Origin of the sequence: Kitasatospora purpeofusca, assembly GCF_042691725.1 — a bacterium.
In the GTDB taxonomy this organism is placed as follows: Bacteria; Actinomycetota; Actinomycetes; order Streptomycetales; family Streptomycetaceae; genus Kitasatospora; species Kitasatospora purpeofusca_B.
This window is the reverse complement of record NZ_CP170483.1, coordinates 146,672-164,878: the sequence shown is the minus strand read 5'-3', so window position 1 is coordinate 164,878 and position 18,207 is coordinate 146,672. Positions and strand designations below refer to the sequence as shown.

Genomic DNA, 18,207 nt, shown 5'->3' with positions numbered 1-18,207 from the left:
ATCGGGGCACAGGACCGGCCCTTGATGCGGACCCCGGCCTCATCGGTGCGGAGGGCGCCCTCGGCCGGGACGTCGGCTTTCCCTACCGGGCCGCACGCAGCCCGGCCAGGGTGATCCGGGCGCCGAGATCGAGCCGGGCGTTCACGGGGCACGCCCCCCGGGGGGCGGCCGTCGCCCGGTTCAGCGGCCGAGGTGCAGGTGGGCCGCCCACACGCTGGGGCTGTCGAGGTACTCGGCGCGCAGCGCGGTGACCGCCTGCCGCAGGGCCTCGGCGGGGGAGTGGTCGGCCAGGGCCGCGTAGACCTGCTCCGTCAGTTCGAGGCAGGCGGAGTCGGCCACCGGCCAGAGCGTGCCGATGACATGGGCGTAGCCGGCGAGGTGGAAGGCCGAGGAGAGGTGGATCGCCTCGTTGCTGAGGATCTCGCCCGAGGCGGCGGTGGAGCAGGCGGACAGGAAGGCGAGTCCGGCTCCCGGTGGGCGCAGGACGGCGATGTCGCGGACCTCCAGCGTCCCTCCGTGGAGCACGAGATGGCTGCTGCTGGGGTCGCCGGCGTCGGTGACGCCGTGGCAGGCGAAGTGCGCCCGGCCCGCACCGGACAGGGCCTCGCGGACCCGCGCGACGGTCGCCTGTCCGTCCGCGAGCAGCGCGGTGCCACCGGTCGAGGCCCGCTTGACCGCGGCCGCCTCGTCGAGGGCGAGCCGTACGCCCCGGCGGGTCCCGTCCGGCCCGACCGCGACGACCAGCGTGCCCGGCGCGGGGTCCGGCGCGTTCGGGGGCGGCGGCCGGAGCATCCGGACGGTGGGGGCGTACGAGGCCGTCACCAGTTCCGGGACGCCCGGGGGCCGCTGCCCCGCGTCGTCCGGGGGCAGCCCGGCGGCGTGCAGCGGCAGCAGCGCCAGCAGCCCGGTCGGGATCCACCACAGGCGCCGCGCGGCGCCGAGCAGGGGTTCGGCGTGCTCCAGGACCGGCGCCGCCACGGCCGTCCACAGCCAGGCCAGCAGCTCGGTGAGGAACTCCTCGGGATCGGCGCCGGGAGCGGTCCGGGCCTCCAGCGCCCGCGCGTAGGCGCCCACGGTCTGCGCGTCGAGCCCGGGCAGCGGCACGGCCCGCACACCGTCCGGCGTCACCAGCAGCGCGTCGCAGCGGTACGTGGAGACGTTGACGACCACCAGGGGGCCCTGGTCGGCCGCCGCGGTCAGCTCGCTCACCGGGGGCGGCAGCAGGAAGCGCGACATGCCGGGGACGGTCCGGCGGATCCGGGAGACCAGCGCGTCCCAGGCGTCGGCCCGCTCCGCGCGGCGCCGCTCCGCGCCCGGTCCGCTCGGCTCCGCGTCGAGGCCCAGCGGCAGGGCGCCCGCCGTGTCCGCCTCCACCAGCATCGCCAGCCGACGGAACTCGGAGGCGAGTTCGGGGCTGAGACGGTCGAGTTCACCGAGGTCGCTGCGGGACTCCAGCGCCTGGGTGAGCAGGACGCCCCGGCCCTGCTCCAGCGCGGCGAGGGCCCGCGCGGGATCCCCGACGTTCAGCGCCGCCGCTGCCGCGTCCAGGGCGAGCCCGTCGAACCGGACCAGCTGCCGCTGTCTGCTGGCCCGCGAGATCCTGCGGTCGGCGACGGCGGCCAGCAGCCCCGTCGCCTTCTCCCAGGCGTCGGCCGCGGCCCGCCAGTCCCGCTCGCCGATCGCCAGCCCCGCCTCCCGCGCGCTGCGCGCCCGCACGGTGAACGGGGCCGTACGGACGTCCGAGGCCCGGGTGTACGCGTCGACCGCCGCCGTCAGATCCTGCGTCCGGCCGGTGAGCCGGTGCCGTGCCCGGTGGGCGTCGCCCAGCCGGTGCAGCCAGATCGCGTACCCGGGCCGGGGCGACTGCCGGGCCCCCTGCTGCCCGCTCGCGACCGCCCGCAGTGCCGCCTCGACGGCCGCGTCCGCGTCTGCGGCCGACCCGGCGTGCTGCGCCAACCGGGTCAGCGTGGCTGCGAGTTGGGACTCCACCGGGGCCCTGCGCAGCTCGGGTACCTCGGCGGCCGACGCCCGGCGGCTCGCGGCGACGGCTTCGAGGAGGTCCTGCTGAGCGCCGGCCGCCTCGAACCGGACGATCAGCGCCGTGCTCAGATTGGACAGCCACAGCGGCAGATCGGGGTCCGCGGCTGCGCCGGCCTCCTGGGCGGGGGCGGCTGCCAGGCGGAACGCCGTGATCGCCTCGTCCAGGTCGGCGGGGCTGCCGGTGGACGAGTGGCGCAGGGCCAGCGCGCCCGCGAGGGTGCTGGCCCGGCGCGGGAAGGTGATGTCCGCGGTTGGCCCGGTGGCGACGGACCGCCGCGCACGCTCCACGGCTTCGTCGAGGTCTTCGAGGCTGCCCAGATGCTGGTGGCGGATGGTGAGTGCCAGCGCGAGATTGCCGTGCAGGCCGGCCGCGTCGAGCGGGTCGCGGACCGAGTCCGCCGCCGCGCGCAGGAGATCGACCGACTCCTGGAGGTCGGCCGGGTCACCCGCCGCGTCGAACCGCTGCGCCAGGATCGACGCGAGGTTGGAGCGGTAGCCGGACGCCTCCATGGCCGGCAGGTCGCGCGCTTCGGGCCGATCGAGATGGGCGACCGCCCGGCGGCCCCGGTCGACCGCCTCGTCCAGGCCGCCGGGGTGCCCCCCGGCCTCGAACCGGAGGGCGAGCGCGTTCGCCAGGCTCGTCAGGAACCGCCCGGCCACCGGATGACGGGGAGCCAGCGCCGCCGCCGTCTCCAGGGCGCCGACCGCCCGGTCGATGTCGGCGCCCTGCGAGGTCTCGCGGAACAGCAGCATCTGGATCTGCCCGAGCGTCGCCAGGAGCGTCGCCCGCTCGAACGGGTCGGCGGTCTCCCGTGCGGTCGCCGGTTCCAGCACGTCTGCCGCACGCCGGATGTCCGCGACGTCGCGGGTCCACTCGAACCGCGACGCGAGGATCACGGCGAGTCCGCCACGTGCCGGTACGGCGTCGTCGGCGTCCAGCGCCCGCGCCACCGCCTCCTCCCCGTGGACGACCGCCCGGTCCAGTTCGGCGGAGTCCTTCGTCAGCCGGAACATTCCGTGGTGCGCTCCGGCCAGCGCGTGGAGGATCTGCGTCAGCAGAGGGTCTCCGGCCGGTACGGCCGCGCGGGCCTGCTCCAGCAGGCCGACCGCCCGCCGCAGCGCCCGCGGATCGGCGGCGGCGCGCGGGTTGCGCAGGATGCTCACGGCCCGTTGGTAGTTCCACCGGACCTTGAGAGCCGGAGCCATGTCGCCGCCTTCCTCGCGGGATGGAATCAAGAGGTCGCTCTCCGGGGGGAAGCCGTTCTCGGTGAGGCGGCCGCCGTTCTACGGTCCTCGCGGTGCGCGTGCCCGGCGGCCCGCGAGATGGACGGCGCCCGCCGTGAGCGCCCCGCACAGGGCCGCCGCGGCCACCGTCCAGGCGGGGCCCGTACGGTGGCCCGCCGCGGCGAGGAGGCCCATGCCCAGCCAGCCGAGGCAGCAGCCCGCCGCGCCCGCCGCCCACGCGGCGAGGCGGCCGAACCGGGCACCCGGGAGCCGCTGGGAGAACTGCAGGGCCGCCACCGGCACCGCGACGCTCAGCGCGGCCAGGGTCAGCACCAGCGGTTTGCGCGCCGGACCGGCGACGTCGATCTTGATGCCGAAGGACTGGATGGCGGCGAGCGCGGTGACCAGGCCCCCCAGGAGCGCGGTCTGCGCCACCATGACGCGCTGCTCCCGCGCGTTGAGCAGATCCCGGATCACCGTCCCGGCCGCCTCGGAGACCGCGGCGGCGGTGTCGCGAACGGTGCCCAGCAGGGCGGTGTCGTCGTCGATGCACGCCTCCAGCCAGTCGGCGAGGGCGAGATCGGAGCCCGAGACGGTGTCGGGTCCCGGTGGGGCGTGCCGGTCGACCACGGGCGGCCGGCGCAAGGCCTGGGCGAGCCCCTGGACGGTGCGGCGCATCGCCACCAGGTCGCCGAGGGCGCCCACCAACCCGTTGGTGCGGGCGGTCGCCGCGAGCAACGCGGTCTGGCCCGCGATGAGTTCACGCACGGGGAGGGGCTCGCCCGCGCCGCTCGCCCGGTCGAGCAGGACGCTCAGCCGCCGGGTGCTGTCCTGGACGGCGATCCGCGCGGCGCGGTAGTGCTGGTCACGCCGGTAGACCTGGGCCTCGTAGTGGAGCTTGGCGGCGTTCAGGAGGTGGCGGGTGAGCGGCTGGACGCCGGGGCGGCCGCCGTCGGCCCACACCAAGTCGTAGAGCGCGGACTCGTGTTCGGGTGCGGCGAGGACGGTGAGGCGGCGGGCGGGTGGCGCCGCCGATCCGCCGGGCGGCGGTGCTTCGGCCAGCGCGGCCAGCGCGAATCCGCCCGGCAGCACCACCCACGCCGACTCCGCCCGCACCGGGCTCAGCGCCGACTCCGCCCGCGCCGCGCCGATTTGTCCCGGCACCAGGCCGAGGTACAGGCGGACCGTCCCGAGGGTGCCCAGCAGGTCGGCCGGCCAGGCGTCGTCGAGGTCGTCCCAGCCCCGGGCCGGGTCGGCCGGGTCCAGGGCGACGCTCAGACCGAGCACGTCCTGGCAGCGGTAGAGCACGGCCTGGCGCACCGGAGGGCCGCCGGCCCGGGTGCCGGCGGCGAGGACCTGGAAACCGGAGCCGTCCGGCCACGGGGGCAGCGGTGCTTCCGGCGGATCCTGCGGCCAGGACGCCCCCGGTACGGCCTCGGTGATGCCCAGCTCGCGGCAACGCCGCCACAGCGGCCGCAGTGCCTCCCGCCACGGCACCGGCGCGGCAGGCTCACCGGGGACGGGCGGCGGGGGCGGGAGGGCTGCTCCGGGGCCGTCGTCCGCCCCGGCCGGTCCGGTGACGAAGAACGCGTGGACGACGAGGGCGGGTTCAGCCACGCCCACGGGCGCCCCCCTCGTCGGAGTTCCCGCCCGGCTCCTGCGGCCCGGACTGCGTCTGCGGGAGCCGCAGACCGATGGCGTGCACCAGCTCGCGGACCGGTTCGGGCACGGCCTGGGGGTCCTGGCGGGGCTCGCCCCGGTCGATCGGGTGCACCCCGCGCACCTCCAGTACCCGTTCCACCGCCGCGGTCGCGGCGGTCGCCTTCCGCGCGTCACCGAGTGCCACGGCTTCGGCCAGCACCTCCAACCGGCCCCGCACCAGGTCCCATTGCTCACCGGATCCGTCCCACGCCGTGACCCGTGCCAGCGCGACCCGTACCCGCTGGTGGTCCCGCTCGGACAGTGCCATGCCGACCCCCGCTGCTCGTCGCCGCGACACGCGTCGGCGGCCCCCGGACCAGCATGGCGCATCTCCCCCTCGAAGGCGGGCCGTACGCCTGAAGCCGCAGGCCTGATGCCGATCGGTGATGAGGCCTTGACCGCGCCGTCATCCCCTCCTCCGGCGGCCGGTCCGAAGCCGCCGCCGGCAGTCCCGGACCGCCCGTCCGGGGCGTGGCGCCGCGCTGGACGGGCCCCCGCCGCAGCTGGAACGCCGGCACGGCGCCCGCCTCCGCCCGCACCCGGCTGCCGCTGTTCGCGTGCGGGGCGCCGACGGGCGTGTCAGTGGTGGTTGCGATCCTGTGCGGCATGGACGACAAGACTTTCTGGGCGCTCATGGACGGGCTGAGCCGTCGTGCCGGTGGCCGGCACGAACGGCTGGAGTGGCTGAGCGGGACGCTGCGGCGCGGGTCGGCCGCGGAGGCGGTCGAGTTCCAGGCGCGTCTGGAGGCCGCGTGCGCGGCGGTGGCCACGGGTGCGCTGTGGCGGGCGGTGCGCCGGATCGAGGGCGGCCTGTGCTCCGACGACGGTTTCGACTACTTCGCGCTGTGGCTGGTGGCCCAGGGGCAGGGGACGTACCGGGCGGTGCTCGCCGATCCGGACGCCCTCGCCGACGTCGCCGAGGTACGGGCCCTGGTGGGACGGGACCTGCGGGAGTGGCGTGACGACGAGTGGCCGGAATGGGAGGAGCTCGACTACGTGGCCCAGGAGGTGTTCGGCGAGCTGACGGGCCAGGAGGACTGCGAGGAGGCGTTCTACGGGGCCTTGGACGCGATCCAGGAGGCCGAGGAGGACACCGACACCGCGGAGGCCGTCGCGACGGCCGGGACACCCCGGCTCGACGCCCTCTTCCCCGCGGAAGCCGGGCTCGCGCCCGGCGCACCGGCGGGATGAACGTCAGCTCTCCCAGTCGACGGATGTCACCGCCCCGTGCCGGGTCACCTTGACGGCGAGTACCTGGTCACTGAGGTCGGGTTCGAAGACGTAGTCCAGGACGACCGGAGGCCTGTCGGGCAGGTCGCTCAGCCACAGCCCGACGCCGCCCAGGCGCATGGCCGCGACAAAGGCGTCCGCCCCGACCTCTCCGCCTGCCGCCGCCCGGAGGAGACGGCCGACGGCCTCGCCGCCCTCGAGTTCCTCGACGTGGAAGTCGATGAAGTAGCGGTCCGCGCGCAGGTGCCGTCGCAGAGCGGCGCGCGCCGCTGCGTCGAGGGCCGGCAGGTCGGTGAGGCGTGCGGCGAGGTCGTCCAGCTCTCCGGCGTCCGGCTCGCTGGACGGTCCGGCCCACAGCAGGACCTCGACCTCGTCGTCCCCCAGCTGCAAGGTGCTCCGCCAGATGACATCCGTGTCAGGGAGCGCGTTGGTCTCCACCCGTCCGAAGTGGGCGTGCTCAATGGCCTTCATGCGAGACACTCCGCCTTCCTGTCGTGCCGGACCGTCGTGAGAGCCGGCAGTCCCGCGCCGGTGGCTCCGTCGTGTGACGGTCGACGACGCTCCGGTACTCGTCTCTGCCCGCCGCGGCTGGAGTGATCCAGAGGAAGCATCCTAAGGGTTCTCCGACGGTCGATCTTGTGGCGGGTCGAGGTGGGTCGACGGGCGCGGCGTGGGAGCGGGTGGAGCCCTTGCTGCCGCAGGTGGCCGGTCGCGCCCGGGCCGCCCCGCCCCGGCTGCGCGTGACGCTCGACGGGTCGGCCTGCGACAGGGCGGCCCGTTGGGGGTTCGGCGACGCCGTGGACCCGCCCGAAGGTTGTCGAGGACGCGGGCAGTTGTGGGGCGGGTGCGGGGGCATCCGGACCCGACCTCGGGGGCACCATCGGCGGGCAACCGGTGACGGTCCGTCAAGTCGTTTGCAAGGCTTGCCGAGGAGGCCTTGGGATGCTCTTTCGCCGGTCGGCGGATGCCGGGCCCTGTGTGTCGCCCGCTGTCCGGTGGGCGACCGTTCCTGGTCGGGAGGCCACAGGTGGGGATGAACAGGCTGGGGAGGGCGGTCGTGTCGGCGGCCGTGGTGACCGTCACGCTGGCGGGCTCCGTTCTCGGGGCGTCTGGCACCGCGAGCGCCAACTGGGTGCGGCCGCCGTGGGACAGGCCCTTGTGTGCGAAGCCGGACATCACCTACGAGGAGGTCGCGTGGGCCCTGGGAGGCCGGATGGTCTGCGGGCAGGGCTTCAACCGCTACATTCCGGAGGTCCAGTTCAGCAACGGCATCACGCAGATCTTCGTGATCGGGACGGACTTCGGCGTGTGGACCCGGTGGTGGTACCCCGGACGTGACCCGAACCCCGCGTGGGTTTCTCTCGGAGGCCATGTGTCCGCCGGCTCCGTCAGGGTGAACGCGTTCACCGACACGGTTCTGCAGCTGGAGATGATCAGCACCTACAACGGCCGGCACATGTTCAACAACCGTGACGCCAACGGAAACTGGAGCGGCTGGTTCCGGTAGCCGGCTCCGCACGCGCGCTGCCCGGAACTGCCCGGGGCGGGTGCCGGCGGCACGGCCCGGCGGATCCGTTCGGCGGCGCTCCGCATCCAGGCGCGGGCGATGGAAGTCCCCGACTTATATCCAAGGGTGGGAAGATGATGAAGAAGAACGCACGTGGTCTGGTGGCTCTGCTCGGCGTGGCGTCGTTGGCGCTCGCCGTTCCGCTGACGTCGGTGCCCGCCTCGGCCGCTCGGGCGGCGGGAGCGCCGTCCGCCAACGCCGCCGGCGTGTCTGCGGAGGACCTGGCCACTCAGGAGCGGATCACCCTGGCCGCGCAGGAGGTCGACAGGCAGGCCCGTCAGGATCCCGCCACCGGGTACGCGGGTATCGCCCTGTCGCCGGAGGACAACGGCTACACCCTGCGCTGGAAGGGCGAGGTGCCCCAGGACGTCAACGATCTGATCGCCGCGCAGCGGGGCCGGGGCCTCGCCGTCACGGTCGTGGCCGCCGCGTACAGCGGCCGGGAGCTGCAGGAGCGCGCGCATGCGATCGTGGAGTCCGGAGTGGACGTCGGCGGCGCCCGGGTGACCGGGGCGGGGCCGAGCGAGGACGGCAACTCGGTGACCGTCGGCGTCGACGCGACCCATTCCGCGGCCCGGTCCGGCGCCCTGCAGGACCTCGGCGAGACGCTCCCCGAGAGCCTCACCCACGGCATTCCCGTGACCCTCACCGCCGAGGAGGGGGCCACGGCCTTGGCGGGCAGGGAGTCGGACAGCTCGCCCTGGTACGGCGGATCGCTGATCAAGGTGCCCGGCGGCAACCTGTGCTCGTCCGCCTTCGGTGTGAAGACTCAGGGGCACGACAACTACTACCTGCTCACCGCCGAGCACTGCGCGCAGACGGGTGACACCGTCAGGACCGGTGCGAGTGCCGTGATCGGCAAGGTGAGCTCCGCCAACGCCTACCACGATGTCGCACTCATCGAGGTGACCCGGGCGTCGTCGAACGTCTACAGCGGGGGTCCTGTCAGGGCGAAGCTGGAGACGCGCAGGGTCTACGGGCACGCCGGCGCCTTCAAGAACCAGCTCCTCTGCGCGGACGGAGCGCTCATGGGGGAGGTGTGCCAGGGCAAGGTCGTCAGGACGGGCTGGGAGGTGAAGCTCGGCGGCAAGACCCGCAAGGTGTACGAGGTCGACCAGGTGGCCGGCCGCGACATGGCGGGGATGGGGGACAGCGGCGGCCCCGTCTACCAGTACACCCCCAGTGACGACGTGTACGCCACCGGCATCATCTCCGGCAGCAAGGGCGGGGCGAAGTGCAAGAACCCGTTCGGGGGGACGCGGCCCGGTTGCTCGCCGAACCTCTACGTGACGGAGATCGCGACGATCATCGAGGACGAGTACCCGGGCCTGCAGGTCTTCGGGTTCTAGCCGGCGCCGCGTATCCGGCGTGGCCGCGCGCCTCCGTCGAGGTGCTGTGCGTCAAGGACCCGCTGGGATTCACCGGACCGAGCGTCAGCCCCGCACATCTTTCGAATACGGCGAAAGCCGTCGACACGGACACAGGAGGACTCATGAGGGTGGCGGAGCACCGGAACGGGGCGCGGACGGCGCCGGGCGCGCGGGTCCGCGCCGGACGGCGCGGCACGGCCGTGCGGGTCGTCGCGCTCGCGCTGGCGGGCGCGGGCCTGGTGGGCGTGACCGCCCCGACCGCCGGCGCCCTCGGCACCGGGCCGGCCGGAGCGGCGGCCGTCGGCGAGGAGCAGCCGGGGAACGGCGCGGAGGCGGCCGGCCGTGGCCCGCACCAGGGTGGCGTGGACGCCCCGGCGCTGAACGAGGCGCTGGAGGGCATGGTCGGGATCGGCGGGGCGTCCAGCTCCCTCGCCCGGGTGACCGAGTACGGGCGCACGGTGTGGAAGGGCGCGCAGGGCGTGGGCGACTTCTCCACCGGCGCCGAGCCCTCGGCGAACGGCCGGTTCCGGATCGCCAGCGTGACCAAGACCTTCGTGGCGACGGTCGTCCTCCAACTGGTCGGCGAGGGACGGTTCGGGCTGGACGACAGCGTGGAGAGCCTGCTGCCGGGTGCCGTCCCGGGCGGCGGCTCCATCACCGTGCGCCAACTGCTCAACCACACCAGCGGGCTGTTCGACTACACCGAGGACCCGGCCATCGGTGTCGACCACGAGACCTGGCTCCGCGAGGGCCGCTGGCGGAGCTGGACGCCGCAGCAGCTCCTCGCGGTGGCCAACAGCCACCCGCCGTACTCCGCGCCCGGCACGGGCTGGCGCTACGCGAACACCAACTACCTGCTGGCCGGCATGATCGTCGAGCGGGTCACCGGCCGCGACTGGCGCCGGGAGGTCGAGCGCCGGATCATCGACCGGCTGGGGCTGACCGGGACCTCGATGCCGGTCCACGCGACGGGGATCCGCGGCCCGCACGCGCACACCTACCTCGATCTGCCCGGCGGCCCGGTGGACGTCACCGAGATGGAGCCGAGCGAGATGGACGCGGCGGGCGTCGGCATCTCGACCACCGCCGACCTTGGCACCTTCCTCCAGGCCCTGCTCGCCGGGCGGCTGCTCCCCGCACCGCTGCTCGCCGAGATGCTGACGGTCGCCCCGGCGAGCGGCGCCGCCCAGTACGGCCTGGGGATCGGCCGGTTGACCACGCCCTGCGGCGAGGTCTGGGGCAACAACGGCAGCACCGGCCGCGGCCACAACAGCGCCCTCTACGGCACCCTGGACGGCAGCCGGCTGGTGGCGGTCTCGACCAACGGCTACCGCAACACCGGCCAGGGCTGGAAGACCTCGCAGAAGCTGCTGGCGACCGCCTTCTGCGGCCGCCGGCCGGCCGCCGCCACCCCGACCGGCTGACCGCCGGACACCGGACCGGCCGGGCAGCGGGGAAGCCGTCATGATCCGCACGTGACGGGAACGCCGGAGCCGTTGATCGGTGGGACAGGGGTCCGGTGCCCGCCGTCGACCAGGGGGCGTTCGGGTGCTCTGCGACCGGCTGGACAAGGTCTTGCGGAGCTGAGCGCAGGCACGGGGCAGGCCGGTCGGGGCCGGTCGGGGGTGCCGGCGGATCGGCTGCGACAATCCGGATCATGACGGTCGAGTGGAACAGGGAGAGCGTGGCCTTCCGGCGCGCCGCAGGTGAGCACACGCACGAGGTGCTGGGCGTGCTGGACGAGGCCGCGGCCTGGCTCGGTGCGAAAGGGGTCCGGCAGTGGCCGGCGCGCTTCGGCGCGGACTGGGTCGAGGGTGCGATCGCCCGCGGCGAGACCTGGCTGGTCGACGTCGACGGCGAGCCCGCGGGCACGTTCACCCTGGACTGGGCCGACCCGATGTGGGCGGAGCTCGGCGGCACCGCCGGGTACGTCCACCGGCTCGCGGTTCGGCGCCGGGTACCGGGGCTCGGCGCGGTGATCCTGGACCGGGCCCGCGAGGCGGTTCGGGAGCGGGGCGTCGACGCGCTGCGCCTGGACTGCGTCCGGCACAACGGCCGGCTGCGGGCGTACTACGAGGGCCGGGGGTTCGTGCACCGGGGGGACGTGCCGGTGGACGGCCCGCCCTGGGAGCGGCCGGAGGACGGCCGCCCGGCGGTCTGGCTCAGCCGCTACGAACTCTCCCTGCCGCCCGGGGCGTGATGCCGACGGTGCGGCGGCCGGTGCGGCAGCGCGGTTCAGCGCTGACAGAACACCTGGGCGACCGCGTTGAACCAGCCGGTACCGGTCGACCTGACCTCGGAGCCGAGGAGGTAGCACTGGCTCCGCTGCCAGCCGGCCGCCTGGGCGTACCGGCCCCGCAAAGCCCTTCGAGCACCCTCGAATTCGGGCCCGGCATCTCCGTCCCGGACCCCCGCACGCGGATCCAGGGGATCGACGCCCGCGCGAGGCGGCGGTTCGCCGCCTACTGGCCCCTGATCCGCCCGGGCGTCGGGATCATCCGGCGAAGCGCCCTCGCCGCGGCCGGCCGTCGCTGCGACGGCCCCCGTTCCTGCGGCTTGCAGCGGGAAGCCGAGTGCCGGCAGGCCGAAGTGCCTCCCGACCTCGAAGCGCACCCCACCCATACCGGAGAAGTGCCCCTCTCCGATCGTCCGCAACAGGCTTCGGGAACGGCTCGACCACGGCCCCGGCCGCCACGACGGCGTCCGGGGCCGTGTCGTCAGGGGACGCCGACCGGGGTCCGGCGCGGGTGCGCCCCAGTGGGGCCGGGGCCGTCGGGGACGTACCTGTCGGGGGCGGTCGGTGCGTCAGAAGGGCAGGACGCGGCGGAGGAAGGCGTCGTTCCAGAAGTTGGCGTCGCCGTCGACCAGGGTGCCGTCGTCCGCGGTGAACAGGACGGCTGTGCCGAGGCCGCCGACGACCGGGTCGTAGGAGCTGCCGGTGGACTGGGAGCCGTCCGCGGCCACGCTGACCCGCTCGGTGCGGCCGGTCCACAGGTCGTGCCGGAAGACGTCGGCGGCGTGGTTGGTGTCGCCCGGGACGAGATTGTCGGCGTTGGAGTTGAAGTACACCCAGCGGTTGCCGGGGGCGACGACCGGCTCGGAGGAACTGCCGGTGGTGACGGTGCCGGTCAGGGCGATCGGCAGTCGGCGGACCGCGCCCGTCCTGAGGTCGCGGACGAAGAGCTCCTGGTGGCGGAAGTTGCTGCCGGGTTCGTTGGGGACGAGGTAGGAGTAGACGGCGAGGCGGCCGTCGGGGCTGATCGTTCCGGTGGCCGCGGGGTGCGGCGCGCCGGACTCGTCGGCGCTGGCGACCGTGGTGCGGCCGGAAGCCAGGTCGTGGACGTAGTACGGGTACTGGCGGGGCGGCCGGGCGGCCGTGTCGTCGCCGTGGAGGTAGCGGCGGCGGGGCCGGGGCTGCGCGGCCTCGTCGTCGGCGGCGGCCTGCGCGTCGGCCGGGTCCTCGACGGCCGGGCCGCCCTCGGTGCGCGGCACCAGGTTGGTGGCGCGGGAGATGAAGCCGACGCTTCCGCCGTCCGCGCTGATCACCGGCCAGAAGGAGTGGCGGTTGGCCGGTGAGCCGTCCGTGCCGATGGTGAGCAGGCGGGTGGTGTGCTGCCACCGGTCGGTGACGTAGATGTTGACCGTGCCGTAGGGGCCGGCGCCGGGTGCCAGGTCGTCACGGGTCGAGGAGAAGGCCACGTAGCGGCCGTCGGCGCTGATCGACGGCTCGTTGGCGTACCGGTCGGGTTCCAGCTGGGCCGGGCCGCCGGCCGTGATCCACTCGATGCCGCCGGTCCACAGGTCGCGGACGTAGACGTCGGTCGTGCCGTTGGTGTCCTCCGGGACGAGGCCGGCCCGGGAGGTGAACACCACGGAGCGGCCGAGGGCGTCGATCTCGCCCTCGTAGGAGAAGTCGTCGGCCTGTGCGCCGGTGGAGGTGAGGCTGATCCGCTCGATGCCGCCGGTCCACAGGTCGCGGACGAAGACGTCGGTCGTGCCGTTGGTGTCGCCCGGCACGATGTTGGTGGCGTCGGAGTCGAAGACGGCCCAGCGGCCGCCGGCGCTCAGCCCGGTGGCCCGGCTCCCGTGGTCCGGCTCGGCGCCGCCGATACCGGTGCTGAGTCGGGCGGTGCGCGCCCAGATCCCCCCGGCGTGCGCCGGCTCCGCCTGCGCCGCGTCGGCCGGGGCGGCCTGGGCGGGGACGACCGCCGTGGCCCCGGCGAGGACGACGGCGGCCAGCACCGCGGCGGCCCGTGCCGCGCGTGGGCCCCGGGCGGTACGTGCGGTGCGTGCGACTGGTGGTGTGGTGGTCATGACGGGTTCCCTCCCCTGCTCGCGCCTCACCGTGCGCCCGGCCCGGCACCGCCGCGCGGCCCGCCCCCCTCGGCGGTCGGCTGGCTACGAGCCAACCGCCGGGCAGGACCCGGGTCAATGCCCCGGACACTGCCTTGATGAGAACCCGCCAAACCGTCGCCCCCGGTGTGACGGATTCCGCCGGGCGGACCCGGGGCGCGCCACCGCCTCGGGCCCGGCCCGCGCCCGCCCCGTTCCCGCCGCCGGGGCGCCGCTGCGGCGAGTCCTCCCGCGCGCTGTCGGCCTGCCTCGCCCCTCGGATTGCTGGATCAGACGTCGCACCACCTGTGCCTCGAACGCCCGGAGACCGTGCGGGCGCTGCGCGAGCGCGCCGACCGCATCCGCTCGGCGGCCACCTCCGCCCCGGTCCACGAGGTGGTGCACGTCTGATGCCCCCATCCCGGGCCGGCGCCGATCTCGCCCGTACCCACGGCACCCCCGGCGGGGGGACCGGCCGCGCGGGCCCGGGCCGCCTTGTTCCGGGGATCTGCGGGGACTGACCGCATCCGGATGGTGGGAGGCCGAACGGCCTGTGCGGGCCCGGCCGGCTATTCCCGATTCGGCCCGCCGGCGGTGGACTTCTGGCATCCTCGCGGGGAGTTTCGGACGTGTGACACGGGGTGGGGTTGTTGGAGTACACGATCAGCGCGAGCGCGTTCCTCGCATCGTCATCGTCCGCCTGCGTCGGCGGAACCGGTCCCGCTCCCGGAACGACGAGCTGTGGACCGTGCTGAGCGCCGTGACCCTCGGGGCGCTGATCGCCGCCACCCCGCTGGGCCGGAGCATCCGCCGGCTCGTCGAAGCGGTCGTCAGGGCCCTTTACACAGAGCACCGCACCGCCCTACTCACCGACCAGTCGGACCTGCTGCGCCTGGCGGTACTGGAGCGCAGCGGGCTCCACCTCGCCGGACCGCAGGGCCTGGCCGCCCGGCGGCGGACCAGATACTGGGACCGAACCTGGCGAACTTCGCGAACGGTGCGGACTTCAGAGTGCGGATCGAGCACACCTTCGCCAAGGCGAAGGAGATGATCAGCAGTGCCGGACTGGAGATCCTGGTGCCCGGCACCGGCGAGTTCCTTCTGAGTGACACCCCGGCTCTGGCGATCCAGCAGAGCGAGAGCGGCACCGTCTTCAACGTCGCGATCGGCGACTCCACCGCCATCGTGCTGCCCTTCGGCCCCAGGCACCTCCTGGTCGGCAGGACGCCCCGCACCGGCATGGGCACCGCGCCGCCCGAGTCGGTCGACTTCCTCAACCGCCTACAGATCGAGGCCGCGCAGCGGCGCGTCTACCTCCGCCCCAACAGCGGCCAGGACGCCGTCGTCCGCAGCTACCTCAACCAGGGCGGCCGAAGCACCAAGGGCGGAAACCCGGCTCGCCCCTGACCTTGGTCATGTGGCCACCACGTGCATTGCGCGGACAGGAAAAATGCGCCGATCAGGCGCGGCAGAGAGGAAACAGCCGTGGGGTGGGAGCTTGTGGGGACGGTCCCCAATCCCTGGGGAAAGGTGCCGGTCTCCGACGGAGGCCGGAGCGTGGTCCCGACGGTCGCCAGCTACATGGCCCGTGTCAGGGCGGAAACCGGTCGCAGGGACTGCGTGTCGCGCCGTCACCACTACGTGCCGCAGTCCTACCTCCGGGCGTGGAGTCCCGACGGTCGGCGGGTACGGGTGGTGGACACCCAAAGGGGCACCGACCAGCCGCAGGGCCTGCGGGACACCTGTGTGAAGGAGAACTTCTACCGGGTCGCGAACGGCGTAGACGCCCACAACCAGGCCGAGGCGATGCTGGCCGTCATCGACGACGAAGCCGCCCGCCTCCTGCGCCTGCTGCGTGCCTGGTCGCCGGGCGACGATCTCGATTTCGGCGACTTCATGTCGCTCGCGGTCGTGGTCGCCCTCCAACGCAACCGGACGCCACAGGCCAGACGCCACCTGGACGCCATGGACGCGTGGCAGAGGGAACGTGCTGCGCAGACCGTCCCGCCGCTGACGGCCGCCAGCCACGTGACCGCGCTGTTCGACACCGCCTTCCGGGCCGCCGACGAGAACTCGACCCGGCAGCTGGAGCTGTGGGACGACCCGGGCGAGCGCTTCATCACCAGCGACCAGCCTGTCCAGCTCTCGGCGTACGCGGGGCGGACGTTCGACCAGTCCTCTTCCAACTCGCAGCTGTGGTGGCCGATCAGCCCGGGACGCCTCGTCGTCCTCACCAACGACCTACAAGGAGTGAAAGTCGTGCACCGCACGGTGGGTCGGTCAACGGTCGACCAAGTGCGGCGGGCCGTCGTGAGAGGGGCCGAGTCGGTGATCATCGCCAAGCCCGGCGACGCTCAACTGCCCGTGGGCAAGAAGCTGACCCGGGCGACCGCAGTTGCAGGTCGGCTGCTCGCCGGTCGCGCCGGCCGAGCGCAAGTGCCGCATCGGCTTCACCTGGGGGTACGGCACGGGAACGGTGGACCACGCCTGTGACCCGCTGTGTGCGATGCGAAAGAGAACCTCCTGAGTCAAGGCGCCGAGCACTGATGGTCCGCCACCCGCTGTCGGCCCGTTCTGGTCTGGTGTGCTGGAGGCGGCTGCGGGCGGCGACCCGGTCCCCGCCCGACAGCCCGGCCCAGTACGCGTCGGCCCACACCCGGTGGGCGGCCTGCCGCTCGGCCTCCTCCAACCTTGCCGACTCCGCCAGCACCTCCTCGGCGAGACCCTCCCGGGCCGCCTCCAGGTCACCACTGAAGGCCGGCAGAGAGGCCAGGTGCGCCCGGCGCTCGGGCTGCACGGCCACCAGCGCACGCTGCGCCTTGATCAGACGGTCGGGATACTCGAAGGTCTTCTGCTGCTTGCCCACGGCCGGAATCGTACGCGCGACCGGATCCGCGTCCGGCCGCGCCCCGCCGGCACACCTTGACGGCCGCCCCGGCGCGGGCGGGCGGATTCCTTGACGGTCGTCCCAGGTACCTTGATGCCCGCCCCAGGCCCCGGCGGGACTCCTAATTCGTTGATAGCGGATCGGGGAGCCAGGGGGGTGCTGCCAGTCCGTTCGAATGCCGAGGCCGTGACGCCTCGCGCCACCCGGGCCGTTGAGGCCTTCGGATAGATCGGCGCGCGGCCCCAGTGTTCGTGGTGGTGGCGGCCGCGTGGGCGCCGGGCGGATGCCTACGGGATTCCGGGCCTTGAGGCCTACATCAAGAGCGGCGACGTCCGGCGTCTCCGTGACCGTCACCACCGTCAACACCCAGCTCTTGATCACTCGTTGGTGTTGGTGGTGCGAGCCCGCCGCACGGTGACCTCTCGAATTGCCCGAGCCGCCCGAGCTCCCGCAACAGACCGAGGCCCGCGCGGCGCGCTGGTGCCACGAACGGCTAGTGAGGTGGCGGACCGGCCGGGTGGTCGAGTCCCGGAATTAGGTCGCTGCGTGGCCCGCATGTGCTCGTGACCAGCGCAAACACCGTGCCCTAGGGAGGGAACAAATTGATCTACTGCGGCATCGACTGGGCCGAGCGGACGCACGACGTCGCCCTGGTCGACGACACCGGACAGCTGCTGGCCAAGCGGCACATCACCGACGACGCGGCCGGCTACAAGCTGCTGCTGGACCTGCTCGCCGAGTACGGCGACACCGAGGACACCCCGATCCCTGTCGCGATCGAAACCTCCCGCGGCCTTCTGGTCGCGGTCCTGCGGACCGGCCGGCGCAAGGTCTTCGCGATCAACCCGATGGCCGCCGCCCGATACCGCGACCGGCACGCCGTCTCCCGCAAGAAGTCCGACCCCGGCGACGCCCTGGTCCTGGCGAACATCCTGCGCACCGACATGCACGCCCACCGGCCGCTTCCCGACGACAGCGACCTGGCCCGCGCCGTCGCCGTCCTCGCCCGCGCCCAGCAGGACGCCGTCTGGAACAAACAGCAGATGGCCAACCAGCTCCGCTCCCTGCTCCGCGAGTACTACCCGGCTGCCCTCGCCGCCTTCGAGCCGTGGAAGAACGGCCTGTGCCGACCAGAGGCCCGCGAGATCCTCAAGACCGCCCCCACCCCGGCGAAGGCCGCGCGGCTGACCCGCACGCAGCTCGCCGCGGCCCTCAAGAGTGCCGGCCGTCAGCGCGGCATCGACGCGGAGGTCGAGCGGCTGCGCGAGGTCTTCCGCGCCGGCTGGGCCCACCAGCCCCCGCTGGTCGAGGATGCGCTCGGTCGGCAGATGCTCGCCCTCCTGGGCCAGCTCACGGCCGCCTGCACCGCCGCCGAGGACCTCGCCCAAGCCGTCGAGGAGGTGTTCCCGCAGCACCCGGCCGCCGAGATCATCTGCAGCTTCCCCGGCCTGGGCACCCAGCTCGGCGCCCGGGTTCTGGCCGAGATCGGAGACGGCCGGCAACGCTTCGCCGATGCCCGCGGCCTCAAGGCATACGCCGGTGCCTCCCCCGTCACCCGGGCCTCCGGCAAGAAGTCCAGCATCACCCGCCGCTGGGTGAAGAACGACCGGCTCAACCACGCTGGCTATCTCTGGGCGTTCTCCGCGATCACCGCCTCACCCGGCGCGAAGGCCCACTACCGGCGCCGCCGCGACGACCACGGTGACTGGCACGCCGCCGGCCAGCGCAACCTGTTCAACCGGATGCTCGGCCAGCTCTACCACTGCCTCAAGAACCGCCGCCTGTTCGACGAACACACCGCGTTCCCCGCGCCGCAGTCCCCAGCACTGGCGGTGGCGTAGGTGATATCGCTTGCG

The 18,207-nt window shown here is 73.9% G+C and carries 14 protein-coding genes; 9 read left to right on the top strand and 5 right to left on the bottom strand.

Features of this window, described 5'->3' with window-relative positions:
• Positions 1-180: 180 nt before the first annotated feature.
• From ACFCLZ_RS00770 to ACFCLZ_RS00760, 3 genes are all read right to left on the bottom strand, one after another.
• Positions 181-3,246 carry a CHAT domain-containing protein gene (locus ACFCLZ_RS00770; RefSeq protein ID WP_380282597.1) on the bottom strand — a complete coding sequence of 1,022 codons (3,066 nt, stop codon included), beginning with the start codon at positions 3,244-3,246 and terminating at the stop codon, positions 181-183.
• A gap of 78 nt (positions 3,247-3,324) precedes the next feature.
• Positions 3,325-4,881 (bottom strand): CATRA conflict system CASPASE/TPR repeat-associated protein, encoded by a 1,557-nt coding sequence (locus tag ACFCLZ_RS00765; protein WP_380282596.1) that lies wholly within the window; start codon positions 4,879-4,881, stop codon positions 3,325-3,327.
• Positions 4,874-5,233 (bottom strand): CATRA system-associated protein, encoded by a 360-nt coding sequence (locus ACFCLZ_RS00760; RefSeq protein ID WP_380282595.1) that lies wholly within the window; start codon positions 5,231-5,233, stop codon positions 4,874-4,876. The genes ACFCLZ_RS00765 and ACFCLZ_RS00760 overlap by 8 nt, the downstream gene beginning before the upstream one ends.
• Before the next feature lie 338 nt (positions 5,234-5,571).
• On the opposite strand from ACFCLZ_RS00760, the gene ACFCLZ_RS00755 reads away from it, so the two are divergent.
• Complete coding sequence (locus ACFCLZ_RS00755) at positions 5,572-6,156, top strand: DUF4240 domain-containing protein (protein WP_380282594.1); 585 nt, start codon at positions 5,572-5,574, stop codon at positions 6,154-6,156.
• 3 nt (positions 6,157-6,159) lie between these two features.
• Here the strand turns inward: ACFCLZ_RS00755 and ACFCLZ_RS00750 are convergent, their stop codons facing one another.
• Positions 6,160-6,666: a DUF2004 domain-containing protein gene (locus tag ACFCLZ_RS00750; RefSeq protein WP_380282593.1), complete on the bottom strand. Its 507-nt coding sequence runs from the start codon at positions 6,664-6,666 to the stop codon at positions 6,160-6,162.
• Positions 6,667-7,222: 556 nt separating this feature from the next.
• On the opposite strand from ACFCLZ_RS00750, the gene ACFCLZ_RS00745 reads away from it, so the two are divergent.
• The 4 genes from ACFCLZ_RS00745 to ACFCLZ_RS00730 all read left to right on the top strand — a co-directional run bounded on the left by ACFCLZ_RS00745 (position 7,223) and on the right by ACFCLZ_RS00730 (position 11,332).
• The gene (locus ACFCLZ_RS00745; RefSeq protein ID WP_380282592.1) at positions 7,223-7,702 is read left to right on the top strand and encodes a hypothetical protein; all 480 of its coding nucleotides are present in this window, start codon (positions 7,223-7,225) and stop codon (positions 7,700-7,702) included.
• A gap of 137 nt (positions 7,703-7,839) precedes the next feature.
• The gene (locus tag ACFCLZ_RS00740; protein WP_380282591.1) at positions 7,840-9,111 is read left to right on the top strand and encodes a hypothetical protein; all 1,272 of its coding nucleotides are present in this window, start codon (positions 7,840-7,842) and stop codon (positions 9,109-9,111) included.
• 149 nt (positions 9,112-9,260) lie between these two features.
• On the top strand, positions 9,261-10,556 hold the full coding sequence (locus ACFCLZ_RS00735) for a serine hydrolase domain-containing protein (RefSeq protein ID WP_380282590.1): 1,296 nt from the start codon (positions 9,261-9,263) through the stop codon (positions 10,554-10,556).
• A 233-nt stretch (positions 10,557-10,789) separates the two neighbouring features.
• Entirely contained in the window at positions 10,790-11,332 is a 543-nt protein-coding gene (locus ACFCLZ_RS00730) for a GNAT family N-acetyltransferase (protein WP_380282589.1), read from the top strand.
• 605 nt (positions 11,333-11,937) lie between these two features.
• On the opposite strand, the gene ACFCLZ_RS00725 is transcribed toward ACFCLZ_RS00730, so the two are convergent.
• Positions 11,938-13,446 carry a TolB family protein gene (locus ACFCLZ_RS00725; RefSeq protein ID WP_380282588.1) on the bottom strand — a complete coding sequence of 503 codons (1,509 nt, stop codon included), beginning with the start codon at positions 13,444-13,446 and terminating at the stop codon, positions 11,938-11,940.
• 300 nt (positions 13,447-13,746) lie between these two features.
• On the opposite strand from ACFCLZ_RS00725, the gene ACFCLZ_RS00720 reads away from it, so the two are divergent.
• The 4 genes from ACFCLZ_RS00720 (at position 13,747) to ACFCLZ_RS00705 (ending at position 18,192) form a co-directional block, all read left to right on the top strand.
• Positions 13,747-13,875, top strand: coding sequence for a hypothetical protein (locus ACFCLZ_RS00720; protein WP_380282587.1), 129 nt, complete (start codon positions 13,747-13,749; stop codon positions 13,873-13,875).
• A 600-nt stretch (positions 13,876-14,475) separates the two neighbouring features.
• Positions 14,476-14,871 carry a DUF4238 domain-containing protein gene (locus tag ACFCLZ_RS00715; RefSeq protein ID WP_380282586.1) on the top strand — a complete coding sequence of 132 codons (396 nt, stop codon included), beginning with the start codon at positions 14,476-14,478 and terminating at the stop codon, positions 14,869-14,871.
• A gap of 150 nt (positions 14,872-15,021) precedes the next feature.
• Positions 15,022-15,957 (top strand): DUF4238 domain-containing protein, encoded by a 936-nt coding sequence (locus tag ACFCLZ_RS00710; RefSeq protein ID WP_380282585.1) that lies wholly within the window; start codon positions 15,022-15,024, stop codon positions 15,955-15,957.
• Positions 15,958-16,953: 996 nt separating this feature from the next.
• On the top strand, positions 16,954-18,192 hold the full coding sequence (locus tag ACFCLZ_RS00705; protein ID WP_380282584.1) for an IS110 family transposase: 1,239 nt from the start codon (positions 16,954-16,956) through the stop codon (positions 18,190-18,192).
• Positions 18,193-18,207 lie beyond the last annotated feature (15 nt).

What these genes read in the sequence shown, in the direction of transcription:
- ACFCLZ_RS00770 (WP_380282597.1), bottom strand. Translation starts at nt 3,246, where the DNA reads ATGGCTCCGGCTCTCAAGGTCCGGTGGAACTACCAACGGGCCGTGAGC.
- ACFCLZ_RS00760 (WP_380282595.1), bottom strand. Translation starts at nt 5,233, where the DNA reads ATGGCACTGTCCGAGCGGGACCACCAGCGGGTACGGGTCGCGCTGGCA.
- ACFCLZ_RS00755 (WP_380282594.1), top strand. Translation starts at nt 5,572, where the DNA reads ATGGACGACAAGACTTTCTGGGCGCTCATGGACGGGCTGAGCCGTCGT.
- ACFCLZ_RS00750 (WP_380282593.1), bottom strand. Translation starts at nt 6,666, where the DNA reads ATGAAGGCCATTGAGCACGCCCACTTCGGACGGGTGGAGACCAACGCG.
- ACFCLZ_RS00740 (WP_380282591.1), top strand. Translation starts at nt 7,840, where the DNA reads ATGAAGAAGAACGCACGTGGTCTGGTGGCTCTGCTCGGCGTGGCGTCG.
- ACFCLZ_RS00730 (WP_380282589.1), top strand. Translation starts at nt 10,790, where the DNA reads ATGACGGTCGAGTGGAACAGGGAGAGCGTGGCCTTCCGGCGCGCCGCA.
- ACFCLZ_RS00725 (WP_380282588.1), bottom strand. Translation starts at nt 13,446, where the DNA reads ATGACCACCACACCACCAGTCGCACGCACCGCACGTACCGCCCGGGGC.